At 64.5% G+C, this 23,416-nt stretch carries 23 protein-coding genes; 4 read left to right on the top strand and 19 right to left on the bottom strand.

Translation table 11 applies throughout. From position 1 onward, the window contains the following. Window positions 1-298: 298 nt before the first annotated feature. Complete coding sequence (locus N4T19_RS17660) at window positions 299-1,135, bottom strand: DUF4261 domain-containing protein (protein ID WP_260718658.1); 837 nt, start codon at window positions 1,133-1,135, stop codon at window positions 299-301. 112 nt (window positions 1,136-1,247) lie between these two features. Here N4T19_RS17660 and N4T19_RS17655 point away from each other — a divergent pair, with 112 nt between their 5' ends. Beyond that, window positions 1,248-1,727, top strand: coding sequence for an RDD family protein (locus tag N4T19_RS17655; RefSeq protein ID WP_116925537.1), 480 nt, complete (start codon window positions 1,248-1,250; stop codon window positions 1,725-1,727). 26 nt (window positions 1,728-1,753) lie between these two features. On the opposite strand, the gene N4T19_RS17650 is transcribed toward N4T19_RS17655, so the two are convergent. The 8 genes from N4T19_RS17650 to N4T19_RS17615 all read right to left on the bottom strand — a co-directional run bounded on the left by N4T19_RS17650 (window position 1,754) and on the right by N4T19_RS17615 (window position 11,265). Further along, window positions 1,754-2,899, bottom strand: a complete 1,146-nt coding sequence (locus N4T19_RS17650; protein ID WP_182344577.1) for a M20 family metallopeptidase — start codon at window positions 2,897-2,899, stop codon at window positions 1,754-1,756. Window positions 2,900-2,936: 37 nt separating this feature from the next. Beyond that, window positions 2,937-3,815, bottom strand: a complete 879-nt coding sequence (locus tag N4T19_RS17645) for an alpha/beta hydrolase family protein (RefSeq protein WP_182344575.1) — start codon at window positions 3,813-3,815, stop codon at window positions 2,937-2,939. Window positions 3,816-3,846: 31 nt separating this feature from the next. Next, complete coding sequence (locus N4T19_RS17640) at window positions 3,847-4,851, bottom strand: ABC transporter ATP-binding protein (RefSeq protein ID WP_182344573.1); 1,005 nt, start codon at window positions 4,849-4,851, stop codon at window positions 3,847-3,849. Further along, the gene (locus N4T19_RS17635) at window positions 4,848-5,825 is read right to left on the bottom strand and encodes an ABC transporter ATP-binding protein (protein ID WP_260718657.1); all 978 of its coding nucleotides are present in this window, start codon (window positions 5,823-5,825) and stop codon (window positions 4,848-4,850) included. The genes N4T19_RS17640 and N4T19_RS17635 overlap by 4 nt, the downstream gene beginning before the upstream one ends. Continuing rightward, window positions 5,825-6,751 carry an ABC transporter permease gene (locus N4T19_RS17630; protein ID WP_232539496.1) on the bottom strand — a complete coding sequence of 309 codons (927 nt, stop codon included), beginning with the start codon at window positions 6,749-6,751 and terminating at the stop codon, window positions 5,825-5,827. Before N4T19_RS17630 ends, N4T19_RS17635 begins: the two co-directional genes overlap by 1 nt. After that, entirely contained in the window at window positions 6,751-7,725 is a 975-nt protein-coding gene (locus tag N4T19_RS17625) for an ABC transporter permease (RefSeq protein ID WP_182344571.1), read from the bottom strand. Before N4T19_RS17625 ends, N4T19_RS17630 begins: the two co-directional genes overlap by 1 nt. 178 nt (window positions 7,726-7,903) lie before the next feature. Then, window positions 7,904-9,520, bottom strand: a complete 1,617-nt coding sequence (locus tag N4T19_RS17620) for an ABC transporter substrate-binding protein (protein WP_116925535.1) — start codon at window positions 9,518-9,520, stop codon at window positions 7,904-7,906. A gap of 128 nt (window positions 9,521-9,648) precedes the next feature. Further along, window positions 9,649-11,265 carry an ABC transporter substrate-binding protein gene (locus N4T19_RS17615; RefSeq protein ID WP_116925503.1) on the bottom strand — a complete coding sequence of 539 codons (1,617 nt, stop codon included), beginning with the start codon at window positions 11,263-11,265 and terminating at the stop codon, window positions 9,649-9,651. 348 nt (window positions 11,266-11,613) lie between these two features. Here N4T19_RS17615 and N4T19_RS17610 point away from each other — a divergent pair, with 348 nt between their 5' ends. Continuing rightward, window positions 11,614-12,174: a DUF1439 domain-containing protein gene (locus N4T19_RS17610; RefSeq protein WP_182344569.1), complete on the top strand. Its 561-nt coding sequence runs from the start codon at window positions 11,614-11,616 to the stop codon at window positions 12,172-12,174. A gap of 84 nt (window positions 12,175-12,258) precedes the next feature. Further along, complete coding sequence (locus N4T19_RS17605) at window positions 12,259-12,954, top strand: glutathione binding-like protein (RefSeq protein ID WP_116925501.1); 696 nt, start codon at window positions 12,259-12,261, stop codon at window positions 12,952-12,954. Between the two features lie 64 nt (window positions 12,955-13,018). On the opposite strand, the gene N4T19_RS17600 is transcribed toward N4T19_RS17605, so the two are convergent. From N4T19_RS17600 to N4T19_RS17560, 9 genes are all read right to left on the bottom strand, one after another. Next, window positions 13,019-13,375, bottom strand: coding sequence for a RidA family protein (locus N4T19_RS17600; RefSeq protein WP_116925534.1), 357 nt, complete (start codon window positions 13,373-13,375; stop codon window positions 13,019-13,021). Between the two features lie 38 nt (window positions 13,376-13,413). Next, window positions 13,414-14,553: an NAD(P)/FAD-dependent oxidoreductase gene (locus N4T19_RS17595; RefSeq protein ID WP_182344566.1), complete on the bottom strand. Its 1,140-nt coding sequence runs from the start codon at window positions 14,551-14,553 to the stop codon at window positions 13,414-13,416. Between the two features lies 1 nt (window position 14,554). After that, on the bottom strand, window positions 14,555-15,952 hold the full coding sequence (locus tag N4T19_RS17590; RefSeq protein WP_182344564.1) for an FAD/NAD(P)-dependent oxidoreductase: 1,398 nt from the start codon (window positions 15,950-15,952) through the stop codon (window positions 14,555-14,557). Further along, window positions 15,945-16,286, bottom strand: coding sequence for a (2Fe-2S)-binding protein (locus tag N4T19_RS17585; protein WP_116925498.1), 342 nt, complete (start codon window positions 16,284-16,286; stop codon window positions 15,945-15,947). The genes N4T19_RS17590 and N4T19_RS17585 overlap by 8 nt, the downstream gene beginning before the upstream one ends. Further along, window positions 16,276-17,418 (bottom strand): NAD(P)/FAD-dependent oxidoreductase, encoded by a 1,143-nt coding sequence (locus tag N4T19_RS17580; protein WP_116925497.1) that lies wholly within the window; start codon window positions 17,416-17,418, stop codon window positions 16,276-16,278. The genes N4T19_RS17585 and N4T19_RS17580 overlap by 11 nt, the downstream gene beginning before the upstream one ends. A gap of 11 nt (window positions 17,419-17,429) precedes the next feature. Beyond that, window positions 17,430-18,224 carry an ABC transporter permease gene (locus N4T19_RS17575; protein WP_116925496.1) on the bottom strand — a complete coding sequence of 265 codons (795 nt, stop codon included), beginning with the start codon at window positions 18,222-18,224 and terminating at the stop codon, window positions 17,430-17,432. A 3-nt stretch (window positions 18,225-18,227) separates the two neighbouring features. Next, window positions 18,228-19,058, bottom strand: a complete 831-nt coding sequence (locus tag N4T19_RS17570; protein ID WP_116925533.1) for an ABC transporter permease — start codon at window positions 19,056-19,058, stop codon at window positions 18,228-18,230. Window positions 19,059-19,083: 25 nt separating this feature from the next. Further along, window positions 19,084-20,136, bottom strand: coding sequence for an ABC transporter ATP-binding protein (locus N4T19_RS17565; RefSeq protein WP_182344560.1), 1,053 nt, complete (start codon window positions 20,134-20,136; stop codon window positions 19,084-19,086). 102 nt (window positions 20,137-20,238) lie between these two features. Beyond that, the gene (locus tag N4T19_RS17560) at window positions 20,239-21,273 is read right to left on the bottom strand and encodes an ABC transporter substrate-binding protein (RefSeq protein ID WP_116925494.1); all 1,035 of its coding nucleotides are present in this window, start codon (window positions 21,271-21,273) and stop codon (window positions 20,239-20,241) included. Window positions 21,274-21,492: 219 nt separating this feature from the next. On the opposite strand from N4T19_RS17560, the gene N4T19_RS17555 reads away from it, so the two are divergent. After that, window positions 21,493-22,413, top strand: a complete 921-nt coding sequence (locus tag N4T19_RS17555; RefSeq protein ID WP_182344556.1) for a LysR substrate-binding domain-containing protein — start codon at window positions 21,493-21,495, stop codon at window positions 22,411-22,413. A 21-nt stretch (window positions 22,414-22,434) separates the two neighbouring features. Here the strand turns inward: N4T19_RS17555 and N4T19_RS17550 are convergent, their stop codons facing one another. Next, window positions 22,435-23,406: a Bug family tripartite tricarboxylate transporter substrate binding protein gene (locus N4T19_RS17550; protein ID WP_260718656.1), complete on the bottom strand. Its 972-nt coding sequence runs from the start codon at window positions 23,404-23,406 to the stop codon at window positions 22,435-22,437. Window positions 23,407-23,416 lie beyond the last annotated feature (10 nt).

The following is a 23,416-nucleotide window of genomic DNA, read 5'->3' as shown; positions in this document are numbered from 1 at the left end:
CCTGTGCGGAGATAGTACTCGGGGAATTGATGAGACCCAATCGAAAATATAACTAGTCCTACCAGTTACGCCTTAGCAGCAAAAACCCCAACTAAGATAGATTTCCAAAAATTACTCCGATGAAGACAATGGCTTTGTTCGGGTGCGTAATTTCAACAATGTGCATCAATACAACTTGCGGCTGCGCGCTGCTCCTATCCATACCACGCGGTGGGTTGGGTCCAACACTATCAGTCGACGAAGAAGCTGATTGCGGCTCTGGGCCCTTTCGAGACCTGTAAAAAAGCGACTCTAAGCCTTAGCCTCCCTGCCCGGCCCCCTCAGCGGGGTGTGGATCAATATCCACCACCAGCCGCTCGGGCTCGACCAGCGCATCGAGGTGCTTGCAGGCCCATTTGCTGTGGCCATCGATGCCGGCCACCGTGTGGCCGTCGGCAATCACATTGCCGTGCTCGACCAGGTAGACGCTGGTATTGAACACAAAGCGTGAGACTTCGGCGGGGTCCATCTCGGAGAACAGCAGCTGCACATCGGGCACGCCAAAGGTGGCGCCGCCCAGGCTGTCCATCAGCATCTCGCCGGGGCGGTTGCTGATGTTGAAAAAGCGCACATTGACGACGCCGTAGTAGACAAAGCCTTCGGCATGGGCCTGCAGATAGCGCTGCGGGTTCAGCAGGCAGCCGGCATTGGTCTGGCTGATGGCAGTGACGCCCCCGTTCTCGATCAGCACATGCATGACCGCTTGTAGGATCTCCAGCCGCTCGGGCACAGAAAGGCCTCTACCCATGAACTCGCTCACCAGCACGCAGTGCTGGCACTGGGCCAGCGCGCTTTCCTTTTCGGGCCAGTCCCAAGTCTGCTCCAGCGCGCTGGCGTAATCGGTGGGCGCCATCGGCTCGCCTGCGCGGATGATCGCGACCTCGCTGGGCACGCCCTTTTTGTCGCTGTAGTCCACGCAGTAGTCGCGCAGCGCCAGCAAGATGGTGTCGCCATCTGCGACCAGGCCCACCGCCCCCAGGCGCTCGGCCAGCGCGGCCCGCAGGGTTTCGCCATCCAGCATCGCGGGCTGGGCGTAGAGAGCCTCAAAGGCCCACATATCGGGGGCCATGCGGAGCTCGGGATTCGGTGGTGCCATGGTGCGCTCTCGGGCAGTGAAGATAGCCTGCATCTTGCCATGGCGCGCCCAGGTCTTGTCACCTCGGCTTTACCGGACAGGCCTAAGATGGCGCCACTCAGTGGAGCAAAAAATGGATAACAGCGATCTGGAATATGTCGGCTTTTGGGCGCGCGTCGGGGCAGCTTTGATCGACACGGTGGTGTTGCTCGTCATCATCACACCGGCCCTGGTGGCGATATACGGCTGGGACTACTTCATGGCCGAAGGCCTGGTGCAGGGCCCCGCCGATGTGCTGATCAGCTGGGTGCTGCCCGCAGTGGCCTGCATCTGGCTGTGGCACAAGCTGCGGGCCACGCCGGGCAAGATGCTGATAGGGGCCGAGATAGTGGATGCCGAGACGGGAGAGGCGATGGGCCTGGGCCAATCGGTGGTCCGCTACCTCGGCTATTTTGTGTCCATCGTGCCGCTGTGCCTCGGCCTCATCTGGGTGGCCTTTGACCCGCGCAAGCAGGGCTGGCACGACAAGATCGCCGGCACCGTGGTGGTGCGCCGCAAGGGTGGGCGCACCCAGCCCGTGCAGTTCAAGGGATCACCTCGCGAGCAAGGCTGACCCGCATCTGGGGCCAGCCCCTGGTCTTAGTCCAGGTGGGTCAGCAGATGCAACCAGAAGCGCGCCCGCATCTCCAGGGTGGACACCAGAATGTGCTCATACACCGTATGGGCGCCGTCGCCATCGGCTCCCAGGCCATCGAGTGATGGCACGCCCATGGCCGAGGTGAAGTTGGCATCGCTGCCGCCGCCGGTAGGGGGCGCTTCTTCCAGCGCAAAGCCGGCTTCGCGGGCTGATTGCTGGGCCTTGGCCAGCAGCGCTTCGGCGCGGGCGTCCTTGACCATCGGAGGGCGGTTCACTTCGACATCGATATCGAGCGTCAGGCCCTCGCCCACGGGGCGCAGCGCACGCATCTTGCCCACCAGCTCATCGGCGGCCTGCAGATCGGGCAGGCGGAAATCGACCACGCACTTGCAGAAGGCCGGCACGGTGTTGGTGGTGGTGCCGCCTTCGATGGTGCCCACGCTCACGGTCACACCCCTCTGGTAGTCGGTCATCGCTTCGAGCGCCAGGATCTGGTGCGCCATCTCGCGGATCGCGCTGCGGCCCTTGTCATGGGCCACACCCGCATGCGATGCCAGGCCCTTGACGCCCAGGCGCAGCATGCCGGTGCCCTTGCGGGCGGTGACGCAGCGGCCACCGTTGGCGCGGGCAGGTTCGGCCACCAGGCAGTAGCGGGCATGGCGGGCAAAGGCCTCGATGTGCTTGCGCGATGCGTGGCTGCCGGTTTCCTCGTCGGGCACGACCAGCAGGTCCACCGGCAGCGGCGTGCTGCCCGGCGTGGCCACGGCGCTCATCGCGGTCAGTGCCAGGTAGATGCCAGCCTTCATGTCGTAGCCGCCGGGGCCATAGAGGCGGTCGCCTTCGATGCGGATCGGGTTGTCGGCCAGCATGCCGATGGGGTGCACGGTGTCCGAGTGGCCCAGGATCAGCAGGCCTTCACGGGTGTCGCCCTCGGCGCGGTTGGTGATGTGCAGCACGGGCAGCACCGGGCCCAGCCCTTGCTTGCCTTCGGCCTGGGTCTCGATCACCGTGGCGCGCAGGCCAGCGGCGGCGGCCTGGGCACGCATCATCTCGACCATGCGGGCGATCGAGGCGGGGTTGTTCGATGGCGATTCGCAGCGCATCCATTCCGAGATGCCATCCACCAGTTGTTGCGTTGTTGCTTGCATCGTTGTTCCTTGGGTCTTGTCGAAAAGTGATAGGAGATCAGGCGGTGACCCGGCCGGCCCAGGGGGCCAGCCAGTCCGCATCGGGCATGCGCCCTTCAAACCATAGGTGGGCGCAGACATGGCTCATGGCCTCGCCGTCATGGCCGATGCCGGCGACCTCATGCAGTTGCCAGGCCAGCGGCAGCCCCAGCCGGTCTGCCGCCTGCTGGCCCGCTGCGTAGTAGTGGTGGGCGCGGGCAAAGCGGTGCGGGCCCTGGCGCAGTGCGGCGGGCTCGGCCGGCAGGTTCGGGTCCTGGGTATCGGTGTCGCGGTCGCCCGCCAAAATGACCAGTGGGGTGCGCAGCAGCTGGGCCAGCGCCCCATCGGCCAGGCCAATGCCGGCCAGGCCTTGTGGAAAGTCCTGCTGGACATCGGGCAAGGTGTACCAGCCCGGGTTGCCCGCTGCCACGCCGGCAAAGCCGGCCGCGCCCAGGGTGCTGACCAGGCGGTGCACAAACTGGCCGCCGGCCGAATGGCCAAACAGGTAGAGCGGCTGGCCGCGCAGCACGCCGGCATCACGAAGCTGCTGGGCCAGGTTCGCCACCGCCTGGTAGGCCCAGTAGGCGCGCGGCTGCAGGTCGCCCGCTTCGCTCCAGACGCTGCCGTTGTTGTAGCTCTCCACGCCGGGCCAGTGCTCGTTGCCAAAGGTCGGCGCAATGATCTGCAGGCCGTAGCGGTCGGCCGCAGGCATCCAGAAGTCGCGGTAGTCGTCGCCATTGCGCAGCACGCCGTGCTGCACCAGCACCACCGGTGCATCGGCGGCCAGGCCCTCGGGGCGGTAGCAGTTCAATGTGATCGGCAGGTAGAGCGCGCCGTCGCCGGCTTGCCAGTCGATGGCAAAACGGCCGTGCTGCTGGGTAAAGCGTTGCCAGTCCATGCGGTGGTTTCCTCTGTGCGCGTCCAACGGATCAGTCCAACAAATGGCAGGCGGTCACATGGCCGGCTGCCGTCTCGCGCAGGCGTGGCACCTCCTGCTTGCAGCGCTCCATCGCATGCGGGCAGCGCGGGTGGAAGGTGCAGCCCGGTGGCGGGTTCAGCGGTGAGGGGATCTCGCCCTTGATAGGGGTGAACACGCGCTTGCGCCGGCCCACATCGGGCACCTCGGCCAGCAGCGCCTGGGTGTAGGGGTGCTGGGCCTGGCCAAAGATCTCGGCCGTGGGCGCCATCTCCACGATCTTGCCCAGGTACATGATGGCCACCTTGTCGGAGATGTGGCGCACCACGCCCAGGTCATGGCTGATGAACAGGTAGGTCAAGCCGCGCTGGGCGCGCAGGTCCATGAACAGGTTGATTACCTGGGCCTGGATGGACACATCGAGCGCGGCCACCGGCTCATCGCAGACCAGGAACTCCGGCGTCACCATCAGCGCACGGGCAATGCCGATGCGCTGGCGCTGGCCGCCCGAGATCTGGTGCGGCAGGCGCGCGCGGTACTCGCTGGCCAGGCCCACCTCGGCCAGCGCGGCATCGACGCGGCCGGGCACCTCGGCCGCAGGGGCTAGCTTGTGCACATGCAGTGCCTCGCCCAGGATCTGGTGCAGCTTCTGGCGCGGGTTGAGCGAGGCCTGCGGGTCCTGGAACACCATTTGCACGCCCAGGGTGTAGGCGAGCTTGTCCTGGCCGCCCAGGCCGCTCACATCCTGGCCCTTGTAGAGCAGTTGGCCTTCGGTCGCAGGGTGCAGGCCGGCCACCACGCGGCCCAGCGTGGATTTGCCGCAACCCGATTCACCCACCAGGCCCAGCACCTCGCCTTTGGCGATCTGCAGGTTGACGCCGTTGACGGCATGCACAATGCGCGTCTGCGCGGGCTGCCGGGCGACGGCGCCAACGATTTTCTGCAGCAGATCGGGCGCGCTGACAAAGCGCTTGTGCACATCGCGCAGTTCAATCACAGGGGTAGTCATCGCGGTCATGCGGCAGGTGCCTCCAGCGGTACAAAGCAGCGGAATGCGCGGCCGGGAATGGTAGTGACGGGGGGCTGCTCATCGACGCAGCGCGGGGTGGCGCGGCCGCAGCGCGGCGCAAAGGCGCAGCCGGGCACGCGGCCCGACAGGCTGGGCGCCATGCCATTGATCTGCGTGAGGCGCTCGCCCGGCGTGGCCTGGGCGGGCAGCGAATTGAGCAGGCCCTGGGTGTAGGGGTGGCGCGGTGCATCGAGCACCTCGGCGACGGTGCCGGTCTCGACAATGCGGCCGCCATACATCACCGCCACCCGGTCGGCCAGCTCGGCGATCACGCCCAGATCGTGCGTGATCCAGATCAGCGCCGTGCCCTGGGCCTGGCAGATCTGCTGCATGCGGTAGAGGATCTGGCCCTGGATGGTGACATCGAGCGCCGTCGTCGGCTCATCGCAGATGATCAGGTCGGGACGGTTGAGCATCGCAATCGCAATCGCCACGCGCTGGCGCATGCCGCCGGAGAACTCATGCGGGTAGCTGCGCAGGCGCTTCTCGGGCGCGGGGATGCCGACCATCGCCAGCGCCTCCACGCAGCGCTGCAAAGCCTGCGCCTTGGGCAGCTTTTGGTGCGCGTCGATGGCTTCGAGCATCTGCTCTTCGATGCGCAGCACCGGGTTGAGCGTCATCAGCGGGTCCTGGAAGATCATCGCGATGCGGTCGCCGCGCAGCTTGCGCATCGACTCGGCCGACAGCGCGCGCAGGTCCTGGCCCTTGAACAGCACCTTGCCCTGGGTGACTTCGCCGGGGGCATCGATCATGCCGAAAATGGAGAAGCCGGTGACCGACTTGCCCGAGCCGGATTCACCGACCAGGCCCAGGATTTCACCCGCCTCCAGGCGGATGTCGATGTCGCTGACAGCGGGCCAGGCGCCCTCTTCGGTGTGGAACACCGTCTGCAGATCTTGTACTTCAAGCAAAGGGATAGTCATTACTTCCTCGGGTCCAGAGCTTCACGCAGGCGGTCGCCGATCAGGTTGATCGACAGGATCAGGGCCAGCAGCGCCAGGCCGGGGAACATGCTGATCCAGTAGTCACCCGACATCAGGTACTGAAAGCCGTTGGCAATCAGCAGGCCCAGCGAGGGTTCGGTGATCGGCACCCCCACTCCCAGGAAGGACAGGGTGGCTTCGAGCACGATGGCATTGGCAATCTGGATGGTGGCGAACACCATCACCGGGCCCATGCAGTTGGGCAGCAGGTGGCGCGTCATGATGCGCCAGCCGGGGAAGCCCAGGTTCTTGGCCGCCTCGATGTATTCCTTCTTGCGCTCCTGCAAGGCACGGCCGCGCATGATGCGGGCGTAATGCGCCCACTGCACCATCACGATGGCGATCACCACCTTGTCCACGCCCCGGCCCAGAATGGCTAGCAGCACCAGCGCCACCAGGATGGTGGGAAAGCCGAGGATGAAGTCGACGATGCGCATCAGCACGGTATCGACCCAGCCGCCAAAATAGGCCGCGACCAGGCCGACGAGACTGCCGATAATGGTGGCGAGCACCACGGCGCTCAGGCCCACCATCAGGCTGATGCGCAGGCCGTGCAGGATGGCCGAGAGCATGTCACGGCCCTGGTCGTCGGTGCCCAGCCAGTAGGTCATGCCCGAAGCAGCTTCGGACATCGGCTTGAGGCGGCCGTCCATGAGGTCGAGCGCGCCCAGGTCATAGGGGTTTTGTGGCGACAGAAACGGCGCCAGCAGCACCACGGCCAGCAGCAGCACGAGGGCGATCACAGCCCCTTTGACGGACGGTTTGCTGCGCAGTTTCTTCAAAATGGCACGCCGCTGGGGCGTGTCTTGCAGGGGCTGGGCCCGCTTGCTGGGGTCGATGGTCATCAGGGGTTTGTCGGGCTGCATCATTGGGCCTCCTGCAGCTGTACGCGCGGATCGAGCACCGCATAGGCCAGGTCCACCAAGAGGTTGATCATCACGAAGATGAAGGTGACCAGCATCACATAGGCCACCACCACCGGGCGGTCGAGCTTGTAGATGCTGTCAATCAAAAGCTTGCCCATGCCGGGCCAGGCGAACACGGTCTCGGTGATGGTCGAGTAGGCGATCAGGGTGCCGAACTCCATGCCGATCACGGTGACCACGGGGATCAGGATATTGCGCAGGATGTGGCGGGTCAGGATGCGGCGCTCGCTGATGCCCTTGGCACGCGCGAACTTCACATACTCCTGGGTCTTGGCCTCCATCACGCCGGTGGCGGTGAGCCGCAGCACCAGCGCGATATTGCCCAGCGCCAGGTTGATGGCCGGCAGCATCACATGGCTCCAGCCATCGGCGGTGAACAGCGACAGCGGCACGCCCAGCACATTGACCGTGTCACCCCGGCCCGAAGAGGGCAGCCACTGCAGCCAGACGGCGAACATCAGTATCAGCATCATGCCCTGCCAGAAGTTGGGCAGCGAAAAGCCCAGCACCGAGCCGCCCATCAGGCCCCGGCCCAGCGGCCTGTCGTTGAAGAGGCCGGCAATCAGGCCCAGCGGAATGCCGAGCAGGCAGGTCAGCCCAATGGCGACCACGACCAGCTCGAAGGTGGCCGGAAAGCGCTGCACGATCAGCTCGATCGCGGGGATGCCATGCACAAAGGAGGTGCCCAGGTCACCCTGGAAGGCGCGGGTCAGAAAACTCCAGTACTGCAGCCAGACCGGCAGGTCCAGCCCCAGGCGCTTGATCATCGCCTGGCGGTCTGCATCGCTGGCCTCGGCGCTCACCAGCAGCTCGATGGGGTCGCCCACCGCGTAGACCGCCATGAACACCACCAGCGAGACCGCCAGCAGCACCAGAAAACTTTGCACCATGCGGCGCAGGATATAGACGATCACATTACGTCCTCAAAATTAGAATGCCATGCGCTGTCACCTGCATGGTTGCCGCCCTCTGTGGAGTCTTTTCATCGTGGGGCGTACAAAATCACAAAGCCCGCATGGCCCCACCACTGGAGCTGGATGCGGGCCCTGCCAGGGACCGGGCCTGTTTGGCGCCCGGTGTGGCACCAGCTGTCTATTTCGGTTTGACCGACATCGCCAGCGTGTACTGGTCGCGTCGGCCTTCGTAGCTCAACCCTTTCTTGAATGCCCAGATGCTGCTCTCGAAGTGCAGCGGAATCAGCGGTACGTTGGCCAGCGCAATCTGCGTGGCCTGCTGGTAGGCGGCCTTGCGCGCGCTCGCATCCATCTGCGCCATTGCGGGCACAAACACCTGGTCAAACGCGGGCAGGCTAAAGCCGCCGTAGTTGCTGGTGCCCAGGCCCTTGTCCTTGTCGGTGGTGGCCACCCAGTACTGGAACAGGCCCGAGGCCTCGCCGTTCTCCGACGGCCAGCCGCCCATCGCAAAGCTGAACTCGCGCTTGGCCCGCTTGGGGAAATAGATGGCAGCGGCTTGCGCATCCACCGTGGTCTTGATGCCAATGCGCGTCAGGTACTGGGCCACCGCCTGCGCGATCTGGCCGTCGTTGATGTAGCGGTCGTTGGTGGTGGTCAAGGTCAGCTCAAAGCCTTGCGGGTAACCGGCCTCGGCCAGCAGCTTCTTGGCGCCTTCGGGATCGAACTTGATCTCGGCGGGCTTGTCGAGGCTGCCGAACATGCCCGTTGGCATGTACTGGTTGGCCACGGTGGCCATGCCATCCATCAGCCGCTGCACGATGGCCTTGCGGTCAATGGCCATGTTGATGGCCTGGCGCACGCGCAAATCCTGCAGCGGGTTCTTGCCATCGGCGGCCTTGGCAAACGGGCTTTGTGCGCGGCCGGCGTCCGGCTGGAAGAAGATCAGGCGGGTGGACGGCGTCGCGACAAAGTCGAGCTTGCTGTTGTCCTTGATGCGTGGCAGGTCGCGCGCAGCCGGGCTTTCGATGACATCGTAGTCCCCGGACATCAGCCCGGTCAGGCGCGGGCCGGCATTGGGCACCGGCACCATCTTGACGCTCTTCCAGTGCGGCTTGCTGCCCCAGTAGGCTTCGTTGCGCTCCATCTCGATACCGGTGCCCTTGACATAGGACTTGAGCTTGTACGGGCCCGTGCCGATGGACAGCTTGCCGGTGTTGAAATCGGCCACCGTGGGCCAGGGCGAGGTGACGCCGCAGCCCTCCTTGGGGGCAAAGCGCAGCTTGTCGAACTTGGCGATGCCGCTCCAGATGATGGGCAGCGAACGCGCCAGCTCATTGGGCATCGTCGGGATGGGCCGCTCGCTCTTGATGATGACGGTGTAGTCATCGGGCGTCTGCACATCGCTGAAGCTCTGGGCCGGCTCCATGTAGGAGCGCGAGACATTGGTCTCGTTGTTCAGCACGCGGCACAGGGTGAACAGCACGTCCTTGGAGGTGAAGGGCTCGCCATTGGAGAACTTCACGCCCTGGCGCAGTTTGAGCTCCCAGGTGTTGTCATCGACGGCGCGCCAGGACTGGGCCAGGCCCGGGATCAGCTCCATCTGCGCATTGCGGTTGATCAGCGACTCGAAGATATGGGCCGAGAACGCGTCGTTGGTGGTGACCTTGTGGTAATGCGGGTCAGCGGCGGTGGGCTCGGAGGCGAGGCCGATGGTCAGCGACTGGGCGGCCGCCATGCCCGCAGGCAGAGCGAGCGCAGCCAGACTGGCCAGCGACAAGGGTGTGCGGCGCGAGATCTTCTTGGTAGACACAGGTCGTTCCTCCTTGGTTAAAAGCCTCGTAGGGCAATGCAAGTGCCGTGCCACTACGTATTTCTCATCGCCCACGCCGGGGTGCAGGACCCCGGCTGCCGCAAGCACTTTGCTTACTTGGCGGGCTTGACCGATGTGGCCAGCGTGTACTGGTCGCGGCGGCCTTCGTAGCTCAGCTCTTTCTTGAAGGCCCAGATGCTGCTCTCGAAGTGCAGCGGGATCAGCGGCACGTTGTCCAGCGCGATCTGCGTGGCCTGCTCCAGCATGGCCTTGCGCTTGACCGGGTCCACCGTCTTCGCAGCCGGGATGTAGACCTTGTCGAAATCGGTGTTGCTGAAAGCGCCGTAGTTGCTGGTGCCCAGGCCCTTGGGCGAATCGGTGCTGGTCACCCACAGCTGGAACAGGCCCGAGGCTTCGCCGTTTTCCGACGGCCAGCCACCCATCGGGAAGCTGAACTCACGCTTGGCGCGCTTGGGGAAGTAGATCGAGGCGGTCATCGCATCGACCTTGGTCTTGATGCCGATGCGGGTCAGGTACTGTGCGACGGCCTGCGAGATCTGCGCATCGTTCATGTAGCGGTCGTTCGTCGACGACAAGGTCATCTCGAAGCCATTGGGGTAGCCGGCTTCGGCCAGCAGCTTCTTGGCGCCTTCGGGGTCGAACTTGATCTCGGGGGCCTTGGCCAGGCCGCCAAACATGCCATCGGGCATGTACTGGTAGGCGGGGGTGGCCATGCCGTCCATCAAGCGCTGCACGATGGCCTTGCGGTCGATCGCCATGTTGATGGCCTTGCGCACGCGCAGGTCCTGCAGCGGATTCTTGCCGTCGGGGGCGGTCACGAACGGCGACTTGTCGCGGCCGATATCGGGCTGGAAGAACACCAGGCGGGTGGACGGCGTGGCCACAAAGGCCAGCTTCTTGTCTTCCTTGATGCGGGCCAGGTCGCGGGCGGCCGGGTTCTCGATCAGGTCGTAGTCACCGGACATCAGGCCGGTCAGGCGCGGGCCGGCGTTGGGCACGGCCACCATCTTGACGGTCTGCCAGGCAGGCTTGGGACCCCAGTAGCCGTCATTGCGCTCCAAGGTGATGGCATTGCCCTTCACATAGGACTTGAGCTTGAAGGGGCCCGTGCCAATCGCCATCTTGCCGCTGTTGAAGTCGGCCACCGTGGGCCATGGGCCTTTGTAGCCGCAGCCTTCCTTGGGGGCGAACTTGAGCTTGTCGTGCTTGATGATGCTGCTGGAGATGATGGGCAGGTTGCGCGCAAACTCGGCCGGAATCAGTGGCACGGGCTCTGCGGTCTTGACGATCACGGTCAGGTCATCGGGGGTCTGCACATCGGTGATCAGCTTGGTCGTATCCATGTACGACTGCGAGACATTGGTCTCGTTGTTCAACGTGCGGCAGATGGTGAACAGCACGTCCTGCGAGGTGAAGGGCGCGCCGTTGGAGAACTTCACATCCTTGCGCAGCTTGAACTCCCAGGTCAGGTCGTCCAGGTTCTTCCACGAGGTGGCCAGCGAGGGCACCAGCTCCATGCTGGCGGTACGGCCCACCAGCGAGTCATAGACATGCGCCGAGAACGAGTCGTTCGTCGTCATCTTGTGGTAGTGGGGATCGGCCGCTGTGGGCTCGGAGGCCAGCGCAATGGTCAGGTGTTGGGCGTGGGCTGCGCCAATGAGCGAGGCACCCACCAGCGCCAGGGCGCGCTTGTTCAATGCGAAATTCATGTCTGTCCTTGGGATCTTGGCTAGCGCTGCCAGCAGGCAGCGCTTTCGAACCGGGAAGCAAGACCATCGCGCACCAGCGCGCGCCATCGTCCGCAGCCGGAAAGCCTGCGAATTCTCACACGAAATGACATCTGCTCACGCTCACGCAGCCCGTGAAAAGTGGGCATTTACCCCAATAAAACAAGGAGATGGGCGATCTTTTGCTGACATTGTTCGTGCAGCACACAATGTTATGCAAGCTGCGCAACAATGCGATCCCTGCGGGTGGGAAAATCCAGCACGCGCACTGCCCTCTGATCGGTACGATGCGCATCCACCCGCCCCCTGCCAATACGCTTTCCAACCCCTATGCGCCGCCGCCTTTTTTTGGCCTCCAGCCTGTTTGCCGCCAGCCTGCTGGCCGCCTGCTCCTTGCTTGCCCCACCCAGCTACACCCTGTCTGCCGCTGAGCTGCAGACCATCGTGGCCAAGTCCTTCCCCCGCTCCTATCCGCTGCTCGGCCTCTTGCAGCTCGATGTGCAGGCGCCCAGCCTGCAGCTGCTGCCCGAGACCAACCGCATCCAGGCGACGATGCGCGCCGAGATGTCGGGCAAGGTGCTGCCCCACCGCCTGGACGGCACCATGGTGCTGGACTTTGCACTGCGCTACTCGCCGGCCGACCACAGCCTGCGTGCCACCCAGGTGCAGGTGCAGTCGCTGCAGATGACCGGCCTGCCCGAGGCGATGGAGGTGATGCTGCAGGCCTACGCGCCGCGCGCGGCCGAGCATGCGATGGAGGATGTGGTGGTGCACACCTTGCGCCAGGAGGACCTGGAGCGCCTGGACAAGGCCGCCGAGCTGCCTGCCACCTTCCAGGTGACGGCCGAGGGCCTGCGCATCGAATTTGTGAAGCCCCAGGACGCGAAGTAGGCCGACAGGCCCGCGCCCAATCTGCTTTATGCTGCTGGCAAGGCGCATACCTGCAAGCCGCCTGCATATCGTCTGGAGATTCCCATGAGCACCCTCGCCGATTTCAGTATTACCCGCAAATGGCCGGCCACCCGGCCTGATCTGCTGCAGCTGTATTCGCTGCCCACGCCCAATGGCGTCAAGGTCTCCATCCTGCTCGAAGAGCTGGGCATGCCCTATGAAGTGCACAAGATCAGCTTCGAGAGCAACGACCAGACCTCGCCGGAATTTGTCGGCACCTTCCCGAACAACAAGATCCCGGCCATCATCGACCCCAATGGTCCCGGCGGCCAGGCGATTGCACTGTTCGAGTCCGGCGCCATCATGGTCTACCTGGCCGAGAAGACTGGCATGTTCCTGCCGCAGGACCCCGTCAAGCGCTACGAGACCCTGCAGTGGCTGATGTTCCAGATGGGCGGCATCGGCCCGATGTTTGGCCAGGTCGGTTTCTTCAACATCTTTGCCGGCAAGGATTTTGAGGACAAGCGCCCCCTGACCCGCTATGTGGACGAATCCAAGCGCCTGCTGACCGTGCTGAACAAGCACCTGGCCGGCAAGGAATGGGTGGCCGGTGACACCTACACGATTGCCGATATCGCCATCTTCCCCTGGATCCGAAACATGATCGTGCGCTACAACGCCGAGGCCTTGATCGGCTGGGGCCAGTACCCCGAAGTCAGCCGCGTGCTCAGCCACTGGCTGCAGCGCCCGGCCGTGCAGCGCGGTTTGCTGATCCCCTGATCGGCTGAATCTTTAAGCAAAAAATGCCAGCCCGAGGGCTGGCATTTTGCTGGGTGGCCGATGCTTAGAGGGCGGCGCTGACGATGATTTCGACCAGCAACTCTGGGCGCGCCAGCTTGGCTTCGCAGGTCGCGCGGGTGGGCATATTGGCCTTGTCGGCCCATTCGCCCCAGACCTGGTTCATGCCGGCAAAATCCTTGTCGATGTCCTTGAGCCAGATCTGCACGGTGAGCAGGCGCGACTTGCTGGTGCCGGCTGTTTTCAAGTAGCCGTCGATCTTGGCCAGCACGTCGCGGGTCTGGGCGCCAATGTCGCCCGAGATGTCGCCAGCGGTGACGCCGGCCACATAGACCACGCCGCCGTGTACAACGATGCGGCTGAGGCGTTCATTGCTGTCGATACGTTGGATGTCGTTGCTCATCATTTACTCCCTGAGATAAAAATACGACCGCCGCGCTGCTAGGCAGCGGCAAAGCGGTCCACACGAAACGCCGAAATCGGCAAGCTGCTGGTGCCCTTAGTCACCAGCTCGGCCACAATACAGCCGGTCATCGGACTGAGCTCAAAGCCATGGGCAGAGAAGCCAAAGGCATGCACCAGGTTATCAGCACTGGCACTGGGGCTGATGACCGGAATCTCGTCGGGCATAAAGCCCTCGATACCGGTCCAGGCCCGTGCAATGCTCACATCGCGCAGATGCGGGAACAGGTCGATGACCGTCTGCGCGCTCTTGGGCATGCGGTTGAGGTCGACCATCGCATGGCGTTGGCTGGCGTCGGCCTCGCAGCGCAGGCCGCCGCCAATCAACACCGTGCCATTGTCGAACTGCTTGAACGACAGCGGCCGGCCCATGGCGCCCAGCACCGGTTTGACAAAGGGCGCCACGCGCTGGGTCACCATCAGCATCAGGCCGCCGGCCACCATCGGCACCGGGTCGCCCACCTGCGCGGCAAAATCTGCCGCCCAGGCACCCGCGGTGTTGACCAGCCAGGGCGCATGGAATGCGCCCTGCGCGGTGCTCGCCTGCCACATGCCAGCCTGGTGGTCCACCCGCAGCACGGGCGCCTGCTCGACGATCTGCACGCCCAGCTTCTCTGCCGCCAGGCGGTAGGCCGTCGCCACCTTGTAGGGCAGCGCATAGCCATCGCGGTCGGCCCAGATGCCGCCCACCACATGGGGCGAGATGCTGGGCACCAACTCGCGCACCTGCTGCTGGTCCACCCATTGCTCATGGAAAAAGCCCAGGCCGTTGAGCATGGCCACGCGGGCCTTGGCCTTGATCTCGTCGGCCTCGTTCTCGGCGACCTGCAGCTGGCCCGAGGGCACAAAGCCGCCATCGCTGCCGATGATGTCGGCCAGGCGATGCCAGAGCTGCTCGCGTGCCGCCAGCGCCAGCGGGATCTCGGCCACATGGCGGCCCAAGGTGCGCACGCCGCCGGCATTGACGCCCGAGGCATGGCGGCCGCAGTACTCGGCCTCGATCAGGCGCACACGCAGGCCTGCCTTGGCCAACTGGAAGGCGCTGGACAGGCCCTGCAGGCCGCCCCCGATCACCAGCACATCGCTGCTGCCCGATGCCGGGTTTACCAGGGCAACCATGTCACACGCCTGCGGCCAGCTGGGCCAGCGACAGCGATTTGAGTGGCGGACGGATGCGGTAGTAGCCCACCTCCTGCGGCGGCAAATTGGCTTCCTTGGCGATGATCTCGGTCACCGTCAAACCGCATTGGCGGCCCTGGCAGGGGCCCATGCCACAGCGGCTGAAGGACTTGGTCTGGTTCGGGCCCACGCAGCCCAGCTGCACCTGCTCGCGGATCGCGCCTGCGGTCACCTCTTCGCAGCGGCAGACCACGACCTCGTCAGCCGGAATGCGGAACTCGTCCTTGGGCCGGTACTGCTGGTTCAGGAAGGGGCGGATGCGCAGGTGCTGGGCGATCTGGGCGCGCTGCTGGGCACCGTCTTCGCTGGTGCCAAAGCCCAGGCTGTTGGCCACGCCGATACCGGCGAGCGCGCCCTGCATCTCGGCCACCAGCGCGCCGCCAATGCCGGCGCCGTCACCGGCGATATAGATGCCCGGCAGGCTGGTCTGGCCCCAGCTGTCGAGCACCGGCAGCCAGCACAGCTGCTCATCGTCCCAATGGTGCTCGGCGCGCAAGGACCAGGACACCTGGGTGTTGGGCACCACGCCCTGGTGCAGCAGCACCAGCTCGCAGTCGATCTGCTGGGAGTGGCCCGCGCTGGTAAAGCGCACCTGGCGCACCGCGTCTTCGCCCTCGATGCGCAAGCCGCCCACATCCTTGAAGAACGGAATGCCGGCCGACTTGATCTCGCGCAGCAGCCCCAGGCCCTTGCGCACATAGCCCCAGCCGGCCAGCAGCGACGAGGCATGGCGGATCGCCAGGCGCCAGTCGGTGCCCGCAGACGTATCGAGCACCGCACGGATCTCGACGCCCGCGCGCAGGTACTGCGCCGCCAGCAGGTAGAGCAAGGGGCCGCAGCCGGCCAGCACCACCGGTACCTGGGGCACGACGGCGGCGTTCTTGAGCAAAATCTGGCCGGCACCGGCGGTCATCACCCCGGGCAGGGTCCAGCCCGGCACGGGGAAGGGCCGCTCCATCGCGCCAGTGGCGATCACCAGCGACTTGGTCTCGATGCGTGTGGTGCGGTCATTGCGCAGCACATGCACGGTCTTGTCAGGGTCGATCTGCCAGACCGAAGCGCCGGCCCAGTGGGTCAGGCCACTGGCGCGGACCTGATCGGCCAGCGATTTGCCGTAGACATAGTCCGCGCCGAGGATGCGCTCGCGCTGGGCATCGGTCTGGGTGATGCTGCGGTAGATCTGGCCGCCCACCTGGGGTTGTTCGTCCAGCAGCAGCACATCCAGGCCGCGCCGCTGGGCCGCCAGGGCCGCTGCCATGCCGGCCGGGCCGGCGCCAATCACGACCAGGTCGCGGACCTGGCTGGGCGCGTCGTTCAAAGGGATAGCGGGATTAGACATGCTTGGCCTCCTGCGCATCCAGCACGCTGGGCGCCGCCTGCATGGTGGTCACCTCCATGCCGTCTTCGGGGGTGATCAGGCAGGCCTGCTGGTTGGGCCGGCCGTTGACGTCGACCATGCACTCAAAGCACACGCCCATCATGCAGTAAGGCGCGCGGGCGCCCTGGCCCACGGGCGAGACGCGCACCGCGGTGATGCCGGCTGCCAGCAGGCCAGCGGCCAGGCTGCTGGCGGGCGACATGCGTACCACCGCGCCGTTGACCAGCACCGACACCGTGCCAGCGGCCCCGGCCTGGTGGCCAGGGAGGTATTTGAAAAGGGCTTTAGATGCCATAGGGTTTCACTTCCGTTTCCGGCGTAAATCGTGTCGCGGGGAATGCCTCGATGGCGGCCGGCCGCAGGCCCGTGGCCACCCAGGGGGCGATGCAAAAGACGTGCTGGGCCGCCAGCGTGACGCCGCTGTGGCAGGTCACCGCAAAGGCGCCAGGGTGGCTGTCCGACTCCTGGTACATCGGAAAGCCATCGGGCGACATCACCCGCAGCGCCGCCCAGGTGCGCACCACGCGGGCGTTGGCCAGCACCGGGAAGCACTTGACCGCACGCGCGGCAATCCTGGCGTTCACCGGCACGCGCACCATGTCGTCAAAGCCCAGCTCCTCCATCGAGTCGCCAATCTGCACCGTGCCCTCATCGGTCTGGCGCACATAGTTGGTGGGGTGCGTCAAGAAGGGCTGAACCCGTTCGGTGATGAAGACCTGGCCCTTGTTGGGCCGCACCGGCACAAACATGCCCACCATGGCCGACAGCTGTTGCGTCGCGTGGCCGGCGGCAATCACGATGCGCGGCGCCTGCCAGGCACGCTCGCCGGCGCTGACGTGGAAGATGCCACCGTCTTTGCGGATCGCATCGACCTGCATGCGGTTGTGGATACGCGCGCCCTTGGCGATATTGGCGCTGTAGAGCGCGCGCAGCAGCTTCAAGGGGTTGCAGTGGCCGTCCATCGCCGAATAGGTGGCGCCCGCGACCTCGGGGCCCAGCCCCGGCAGGTGCTCGGCCGCCTCGTCGCGGCTGAGCACCGTGCTGCGGTAGGCGGGGTCGCCCACCTCAGACTCGAGCCAGCGCAGTTTGTCCACGCGCTGGGCCATCTCTTCCTCGCTCAGGCAGATGTGCAGGCCTCCGGGCTGCATCAGCTCGACGTCGATGCCGGTCTGCGCCTGCAGTTCATCGCGCAGCGCAGGCCACTGGCGGGCCGAGCCAAAGCTCCAGCGGGCGTAGTCGGCCATGCCGAAGCCCTTGCCCTGCACCCAGACCAGGCCGAAGTTGCCGCGTGAGGGACGAATCGTGTCGTCCGCACCATCGAGGATCGTGACCGACAGGCCCTGGCGCAGCAACCCGTAAGCCACGGAACTGCCAACCAAGCCTCCTCCAATCACAATGACATCGCTGCTATGTGTGTTGTTGTTCATTTTTTGCTCTCTCAACCTTTGCCAATCAGTACCTTCTCCAGGCCGACGAGCTTGTCCAGGATGACCATCAGCACCAGCGTGCCGACGATCAGCACAGTGGAGACCGAGGTCACCAGCGGATCAATGGTCTGGGCGATGTGGTTGTACATGGCCACGGGAAGGGTCATCGTGCCGGGCGTGGCCACGAACACCGTCATCGTCAGTTCGTCAAAACTCTGGATGAAGGACAGCATCCAGCCGCCGGCGATACCGGCCATCAGCATCGGCACGGTGATGCGCAGAAAGACGGTGCTGCGCGATGCGCCCAGCGACAGGCCGGCATGCTCGATCTCGCGGTTCATGCCGGTGGCAGCCGACAGCACCATGCGCAGCGCATAGGGCATGATGCAGATCACGTGGGTAAACATGAGCCAGAAGAACGAACCCGAGAGCCCCGCGATGTTGAAAAAGCGCAGGAAGGCCGCGCCCAGCACGACGTGGGGAATCATCAGCGGCGACATGAAAAAGGCCATCAGCACCTCGCGGCCGGCAAAGCGGTAGCGGGTGATGGCCAGCGCCGCCGGTACCGCCAGCGCGATCGCGATCGAGGCGGCAGCCAGGCCCAGCTTGGCCGAGAACCAGAAGGCCGACTTGATCTCGGTGGCATCGAGGATGGCACGGAACCAGCGCAGCGACAGGCCATCGGTGGGGAAGGAGATGAAGCCCTTGTCGGTAAAGGCCACCGCCACCACCACGGCCAGCGGCGCCAGGATGAAGGTGATGAAAAGCGCGTGGTAGACCAGCGCCAGAGGACTGTTTTTTTGCATGGCTCAACCCTCGAAAACAGCTTTGAAGCGGCGCTCGATCCAGCGATTGCAGCCCACGATGATGATGATGTTGGCGACCAGCAGTACCACGGCAATGGCAGCGCCCAGCGGCCAGTTCAGGGTGTTGAGGAACTCGTCATAGGCGGCCGTGGCCACCACCTTCAGGCGCCGCCCGCCCAGCAGTGCAGGTGTGGCAAAGGCCGATGCCGACAGCGCGAAGACGATGATGCTGCCCGAGAGGATGCCGGGCAGCAGCTGGGGCAGCACGACACGGCGGAACACGGTGCGCTGGCTGGCACCCAGTGACAGGCCGGCGTTCTCGACCTGGGGGTCGAGCTTTTGCAGCGAGGCCCAGACGGAGATCACCATGAACGGCACCATCACATGCACCATGGCAATCGTCACGCCCGTCATCGTGAAGGCCAGGCGCAGTGGTTCGTCGATGATGTTGAACAGCATCAGGCCCTTGTTGATCAGGCCGTTGTTGCCCATCAGGATGGACCAGCCCAGGGTGCGCACCACCACCGAGATCAGCAGGGGCGCGAGGATGATCAGCAGAAACACACCACGCCAGCGGCCCCGCATGCGCGAGATGATGAGGGTCTCGGGCACGCCCAGCACCACGCACAGCACGGTAACGATGGCCGACATCAGCGCAGTGCGGCCAAAGATCTCCAGGTAGTAGCTGTCGCTGAAGATCTCCAGGTAGTTCTTGAGCGAGTAGACGCTCTGGATGCCTTCCATGCCGTTGAAGACATTGAGCGACAGGATGGCGGTCAAGGCCAGCGGCGCCAGCAGCATGGTCACAAAGACCAGCAGGCCGGGGCCGGACATGGCCCAGGGTTTCCAGCGGTTCTTGCTATCCACGGCTGGCCTCCTGCTGGGTCAGCACGCGCACATCGTCGGGGGCCCAGTTCAGCGTGACCTCGTCGCCCTCATGCAGCGCGGCACGCCGCGCATTGGGCAGGCTGATATGGATGTCGCCCAGCGCGGTGCCGACATTGACCACCCACTGGCTGCCCAAAAACAGCAAGGTCTTGATGGTGCCGGGCAGGCCGCCCTGGCCGGCCGGAGCCACCTCGATGCGCTCGGGCCGCAGGTAGACCACGACCGGGCCACTGTCCACCGGGCTGGGCGCGCCCAGCACCATGTCGCCAATCTTCACGGTCTCGCGGCTGTGGGCCTGGCCTTCGAAGCGGTTGGTCTTGCCCAGGAACACCGAGGCAAAGTCACAGCTGGGCTTGTCATAGATCTGCTGGGGCGAATCGACCTGGGCGATCTGGCCGTTGTGCATCACCGCGATGCGGTCGCTCATCGTCATCGCCTCGACCTGGTCGTGCGTCACCAAGATGGTGGTGATGCCCAGCTGGCGCTGGATGGCGCGCATCTCGACGTGCATTTCCTGGCGCAGCTTGGCGTCCAGGTTGGACATGGGTTCATCGAGCAGCAGCACCTCGGGCTGGATCGCCAAGGCGCGGGCAATGGCCACGCGCTGGCGCTGGCCACCGGAGAGTTCACGCGGGTAACGGGCGCCGAGCCCATGCAGGCGCACCAGCGCCAGCGCATCCTGAATCCGCTGCTGCACGACATCGCGGCTGAGCTTGCGCATCTCCAGGCCAAAGGAGATGTTCTGCTCGACCGTCATGTGGGGAAAGAGCGCATAGCTCTGGAACACCACGCCCATGCCGCGCTGCTCGGGGCGCAGCTGGGTGATGTCCTTGCCGTCCAGCACAATGCGGCCCTGGCTGGGGTCCAGAAAGCCGGCGATCATCTGCAAGGTGGTTGTCTTGCCGCAGCCCGAAGGGCCCAGCAGCGACACAAACTCACCGCGCTCGACGTCCAGGTGGAAGTCCTTGACGGCAACAAAATCCCCGAACCTCTTGGCAAGGCCCTCGATACGTAGAAAACTCATGTGAAACTCCGGGGCCTGCGGCCCGCGTGGGGCGGCGCGGCAGGCCTGTGTAGGGCGGCTGGCGGCTTAGCACCTATCCATAGCGAAGATGTCGAGGCACCCTTAGCGTTCGACAGTGCGGTTCCAGCGATTGGTCCATTCGGAACGCTTGACGTTGACGATCTTGTAGTCCACGGTCTTCAGCTGGGCGATCTGCTCGGGGCCATAAGGCACTTGCTTGGCGACCTTGTCGTCCAACTTGACCTTGCTGTTCATGGGGCCCCAGGCCTGGGTCTCGGCGAGCGCCGTTTGCGATTCAGGCGTGTAGAGGAACTGCACGAACTTCTGCGCACCGGCCTTGGGCTGCTTCTTGGCAACGGGGCAGACGGAGGTGAACAGCGCAAACGCGCCTTCCTTGGGGTAGACGAACTTCACGGGAAAGCCGGTATCGGCCAGCGCCTTGACGCGGCCGCTGCCCCAGACGCCGATGACGGCATCGCCGTTCTGAAACAGCTCGGTCATCTTGCCCGGCGACGGCTCCCAGGCCAGCACATTGGGGCCCACTTCCTTGATCAGCGCCTGGAAACCGGGGTCGATATTGCTCGCGCTGCCGCCGTTCATCTCGGCAAACATCAGCAAGGTCTGCAGACCGTAGCCGTTGTTGATCGGCGGGATCACGGTCTTGCTCTTGAACTTCTTGTCCTTGAGGTCGTTCCACGACGTGGGTGCGGCCCAGCCGGCCTTCTTGAAGGCCTCTTCGTTGTAGAACAGGCCGGTGGCGATGACGCCCAGGTTCAGCGACTTGTTGCCCGCGGTCTTGGCCATCGGGTAGAGGTCGTTGTAGACCGGTGCGGATTCGATGTCGCCGCAGAAACCGAACTGCACCGCCTGCTCCATCGGGCCGTCATCCATCAGCGCCACGTCGTACTGCGGGTTGTTCTTTTCGGCCTGCAGCTTGGCCAGGGTGTCGGTGGAGTTGCCAGGCACATAGATGACCTTGTTGCCGGTCAGCTTCTCATAGGCGGGAATTATCTTTTGCTTGAAGGCGGTCTCGGTCGAGCCGCCATAGCCACCGACATAGATGTCTTCAGCATGGGCGATGCCAGTGGTGGCAGCAAAGGCAGCAGCCAGGGAGAGAGCCAGACGGGATGCGGTCATCGAAATTACCTCCAGAAAGTAGCGTGAAACCAAGTGGAATTCAATCTGTCTGGTCACCAATGATAGGCATCTGCAGGCAAAATTGAATCGGTGAATTCCTGCTTCAATGCCTTTATGAGATGGAAATTTCTTAATCAATAAACCATTGAAATATTTACAAAATTAGTAATTTTGTAGACTATTCGATTGCATTAGGCCATTAACTCATGTCTTTACAACATGGATAAGAAAATCACACTGCGGCATCTGGAGGCCTTTCGGGCGCTGATGCTGCGCCGCTCGGTCACCGCAGCGGCCCAGTCGCTGGAGGTGACCCAGCCCGTGGTGACACGGCTGATTGCCGAGTTCGAGGCGCGCATCGGCATGCCGCTGTTCGAGCGCGTCAAAAGCCGGCTGCAGCCGACCTCGGCGGCGACCTTGCTGCTCGAAGACGTGCACCAGGCGCTGATGGGCATCGAGCGCATCCGCAACATCTCGGAGAACGTACGCTTTCGGCGCCTGCAGCGGCTGGAGGTGACGGCCGCGCCGGCGATGGCGACCTCGTTCCTGCCCAGCGCCATTGCCAAGTTCAGCGCCCAGTTCCCCGAGACCCTGGTCACCTTGCACATGCAGGCTTCGCCGGCCGCGCTGGACATGGTGCAGGCCGAGCGCTGCGATATCGGCTTTGTGATGCTCTCGCCCGACCACACCCGCTTCAAGGGGCTGGAGACCTTGGTGATCGGCAAATTGGTCGTCGCCGTGCCTGCCGGCCACAAGCTGGCGCGCAAGACCAGCCTGTCACCGGTCGACTTTGTCGACGAGCCCTTGGTGTCGCTGCCCACGATGATGGAGACCCGCACCAAGCTCGACAGCCTGTTCCTCGTCAACCGGGTGCAGCGCCGCGTGAACATCGAGACCCAGATCTCGTACGCCGCCATCAAGCTGGTCGAGGCCGGCGCCGGCCTGGCGATCATCGACCCGCTGACGGCCTGCAGCTACCACGGCCCGGATGTGAAGTTTGTGCTGTTCGAGCCCGCCGTCCCTTGCGAGTACTCGATGGTGGTCTCCAACCGCCATGCCTCCACCCTGGTGCTCAAGCCCTTCATCGACCTGGCTAAGGCAGAGATCAAGCGCATGCTGCCCAAACGCTGGATCCTATAAGAACCTGTTCAAAGCGGCGCTTCACTCCGGCGTAATGCCCGCTGCCTTGATCACCTGCCCCCATTTGGTGGTCTCGGCCGCCTGGAACTGCGCCAGCTCGGCCTGGCTCGTCGTCCAGGGCTCGGATCCCGACATCTCGAAGAAGGACTTGGCAGCCGCACTGCCCACGGCCTGGCCCAGCAGCTGGTTGAGCTTGGCGCTGACGGCAGCGGGCACATTCGCTGGAGCATAGGCGGCAAACCAATAGCCCATGTCATAGCCCTTCACACCGGCCTCGGCAATGGTGGGCACATCGGGCAGCTGGGCGCTGCGCTTTTGTGTGGAATAGCCCAGTGCGCGCAGCTTGCCCGCCTTGATTTGCGGCACGCCGGTGGAGACGTCGGTGATCATCAGGTTGATCTGGCCGCCCAGCAGGTCGGTGATGGCCAAGGGGTTGCTCTTGTAGGGCACTTGCAGGATGTCCACATGGGCCAGCTGCTTGAGCATCTCGCCGGCAACGCGGCTCGACGAGCTGCCGCTGCCAAAGCTGAGCTTGCCCGGGTTGGCCTTGGCATAGGCGAGCAGATCGCCCACCGACTGGTGGGGCGCATTGGCCGGCACCACCAGCACCTGGCCGCCCTTGCCCAGACCGGTGATCGGCGTGAAGTCCTTGACCGGGTCATAGGACAGCTTGCGGTAGAGGTGGATATTGGCCGCATGCGTGGTGTTGGTGGTGATCAGCACCGTGTAGCCATCGGCCGGGGCCTTGGCCACCGCCTGCGCGGCGATCATGCCGCTGGCACCGGCCTTGTTCTCGACGATCACCGGCTGGCGCGTCTGCTCGGTCACCGCCTGGCCCAGCGCGCGCGCCAGCTGGTCGGTGGCACTGCCTGCGGCAAAGGGCACGACAAAGGTGATGGGCTTGGACGGGTAGTCGCCCTGCGCAAAGGCCAGGGGGCTGATGGCCAGCGCCGTGGCACAGGCCAGCAGGTGGCGGCGGGTGGAAAATGTCATCTCTTGTCTC

Source organism: Comamonas squillarum, from assembly GCF_025309455.1.
Lineage (GTDB): Bacteria > Pseudomonadota > Gammaproteobacteria > Burkholderiales > Burkholderiaceae_C > Comamonas > Comamonas squillarum.
Note: the sequence above shows the minus strand (reverse complement) of the source record. Positions and strands in the feature narration are given on the sequence as shown.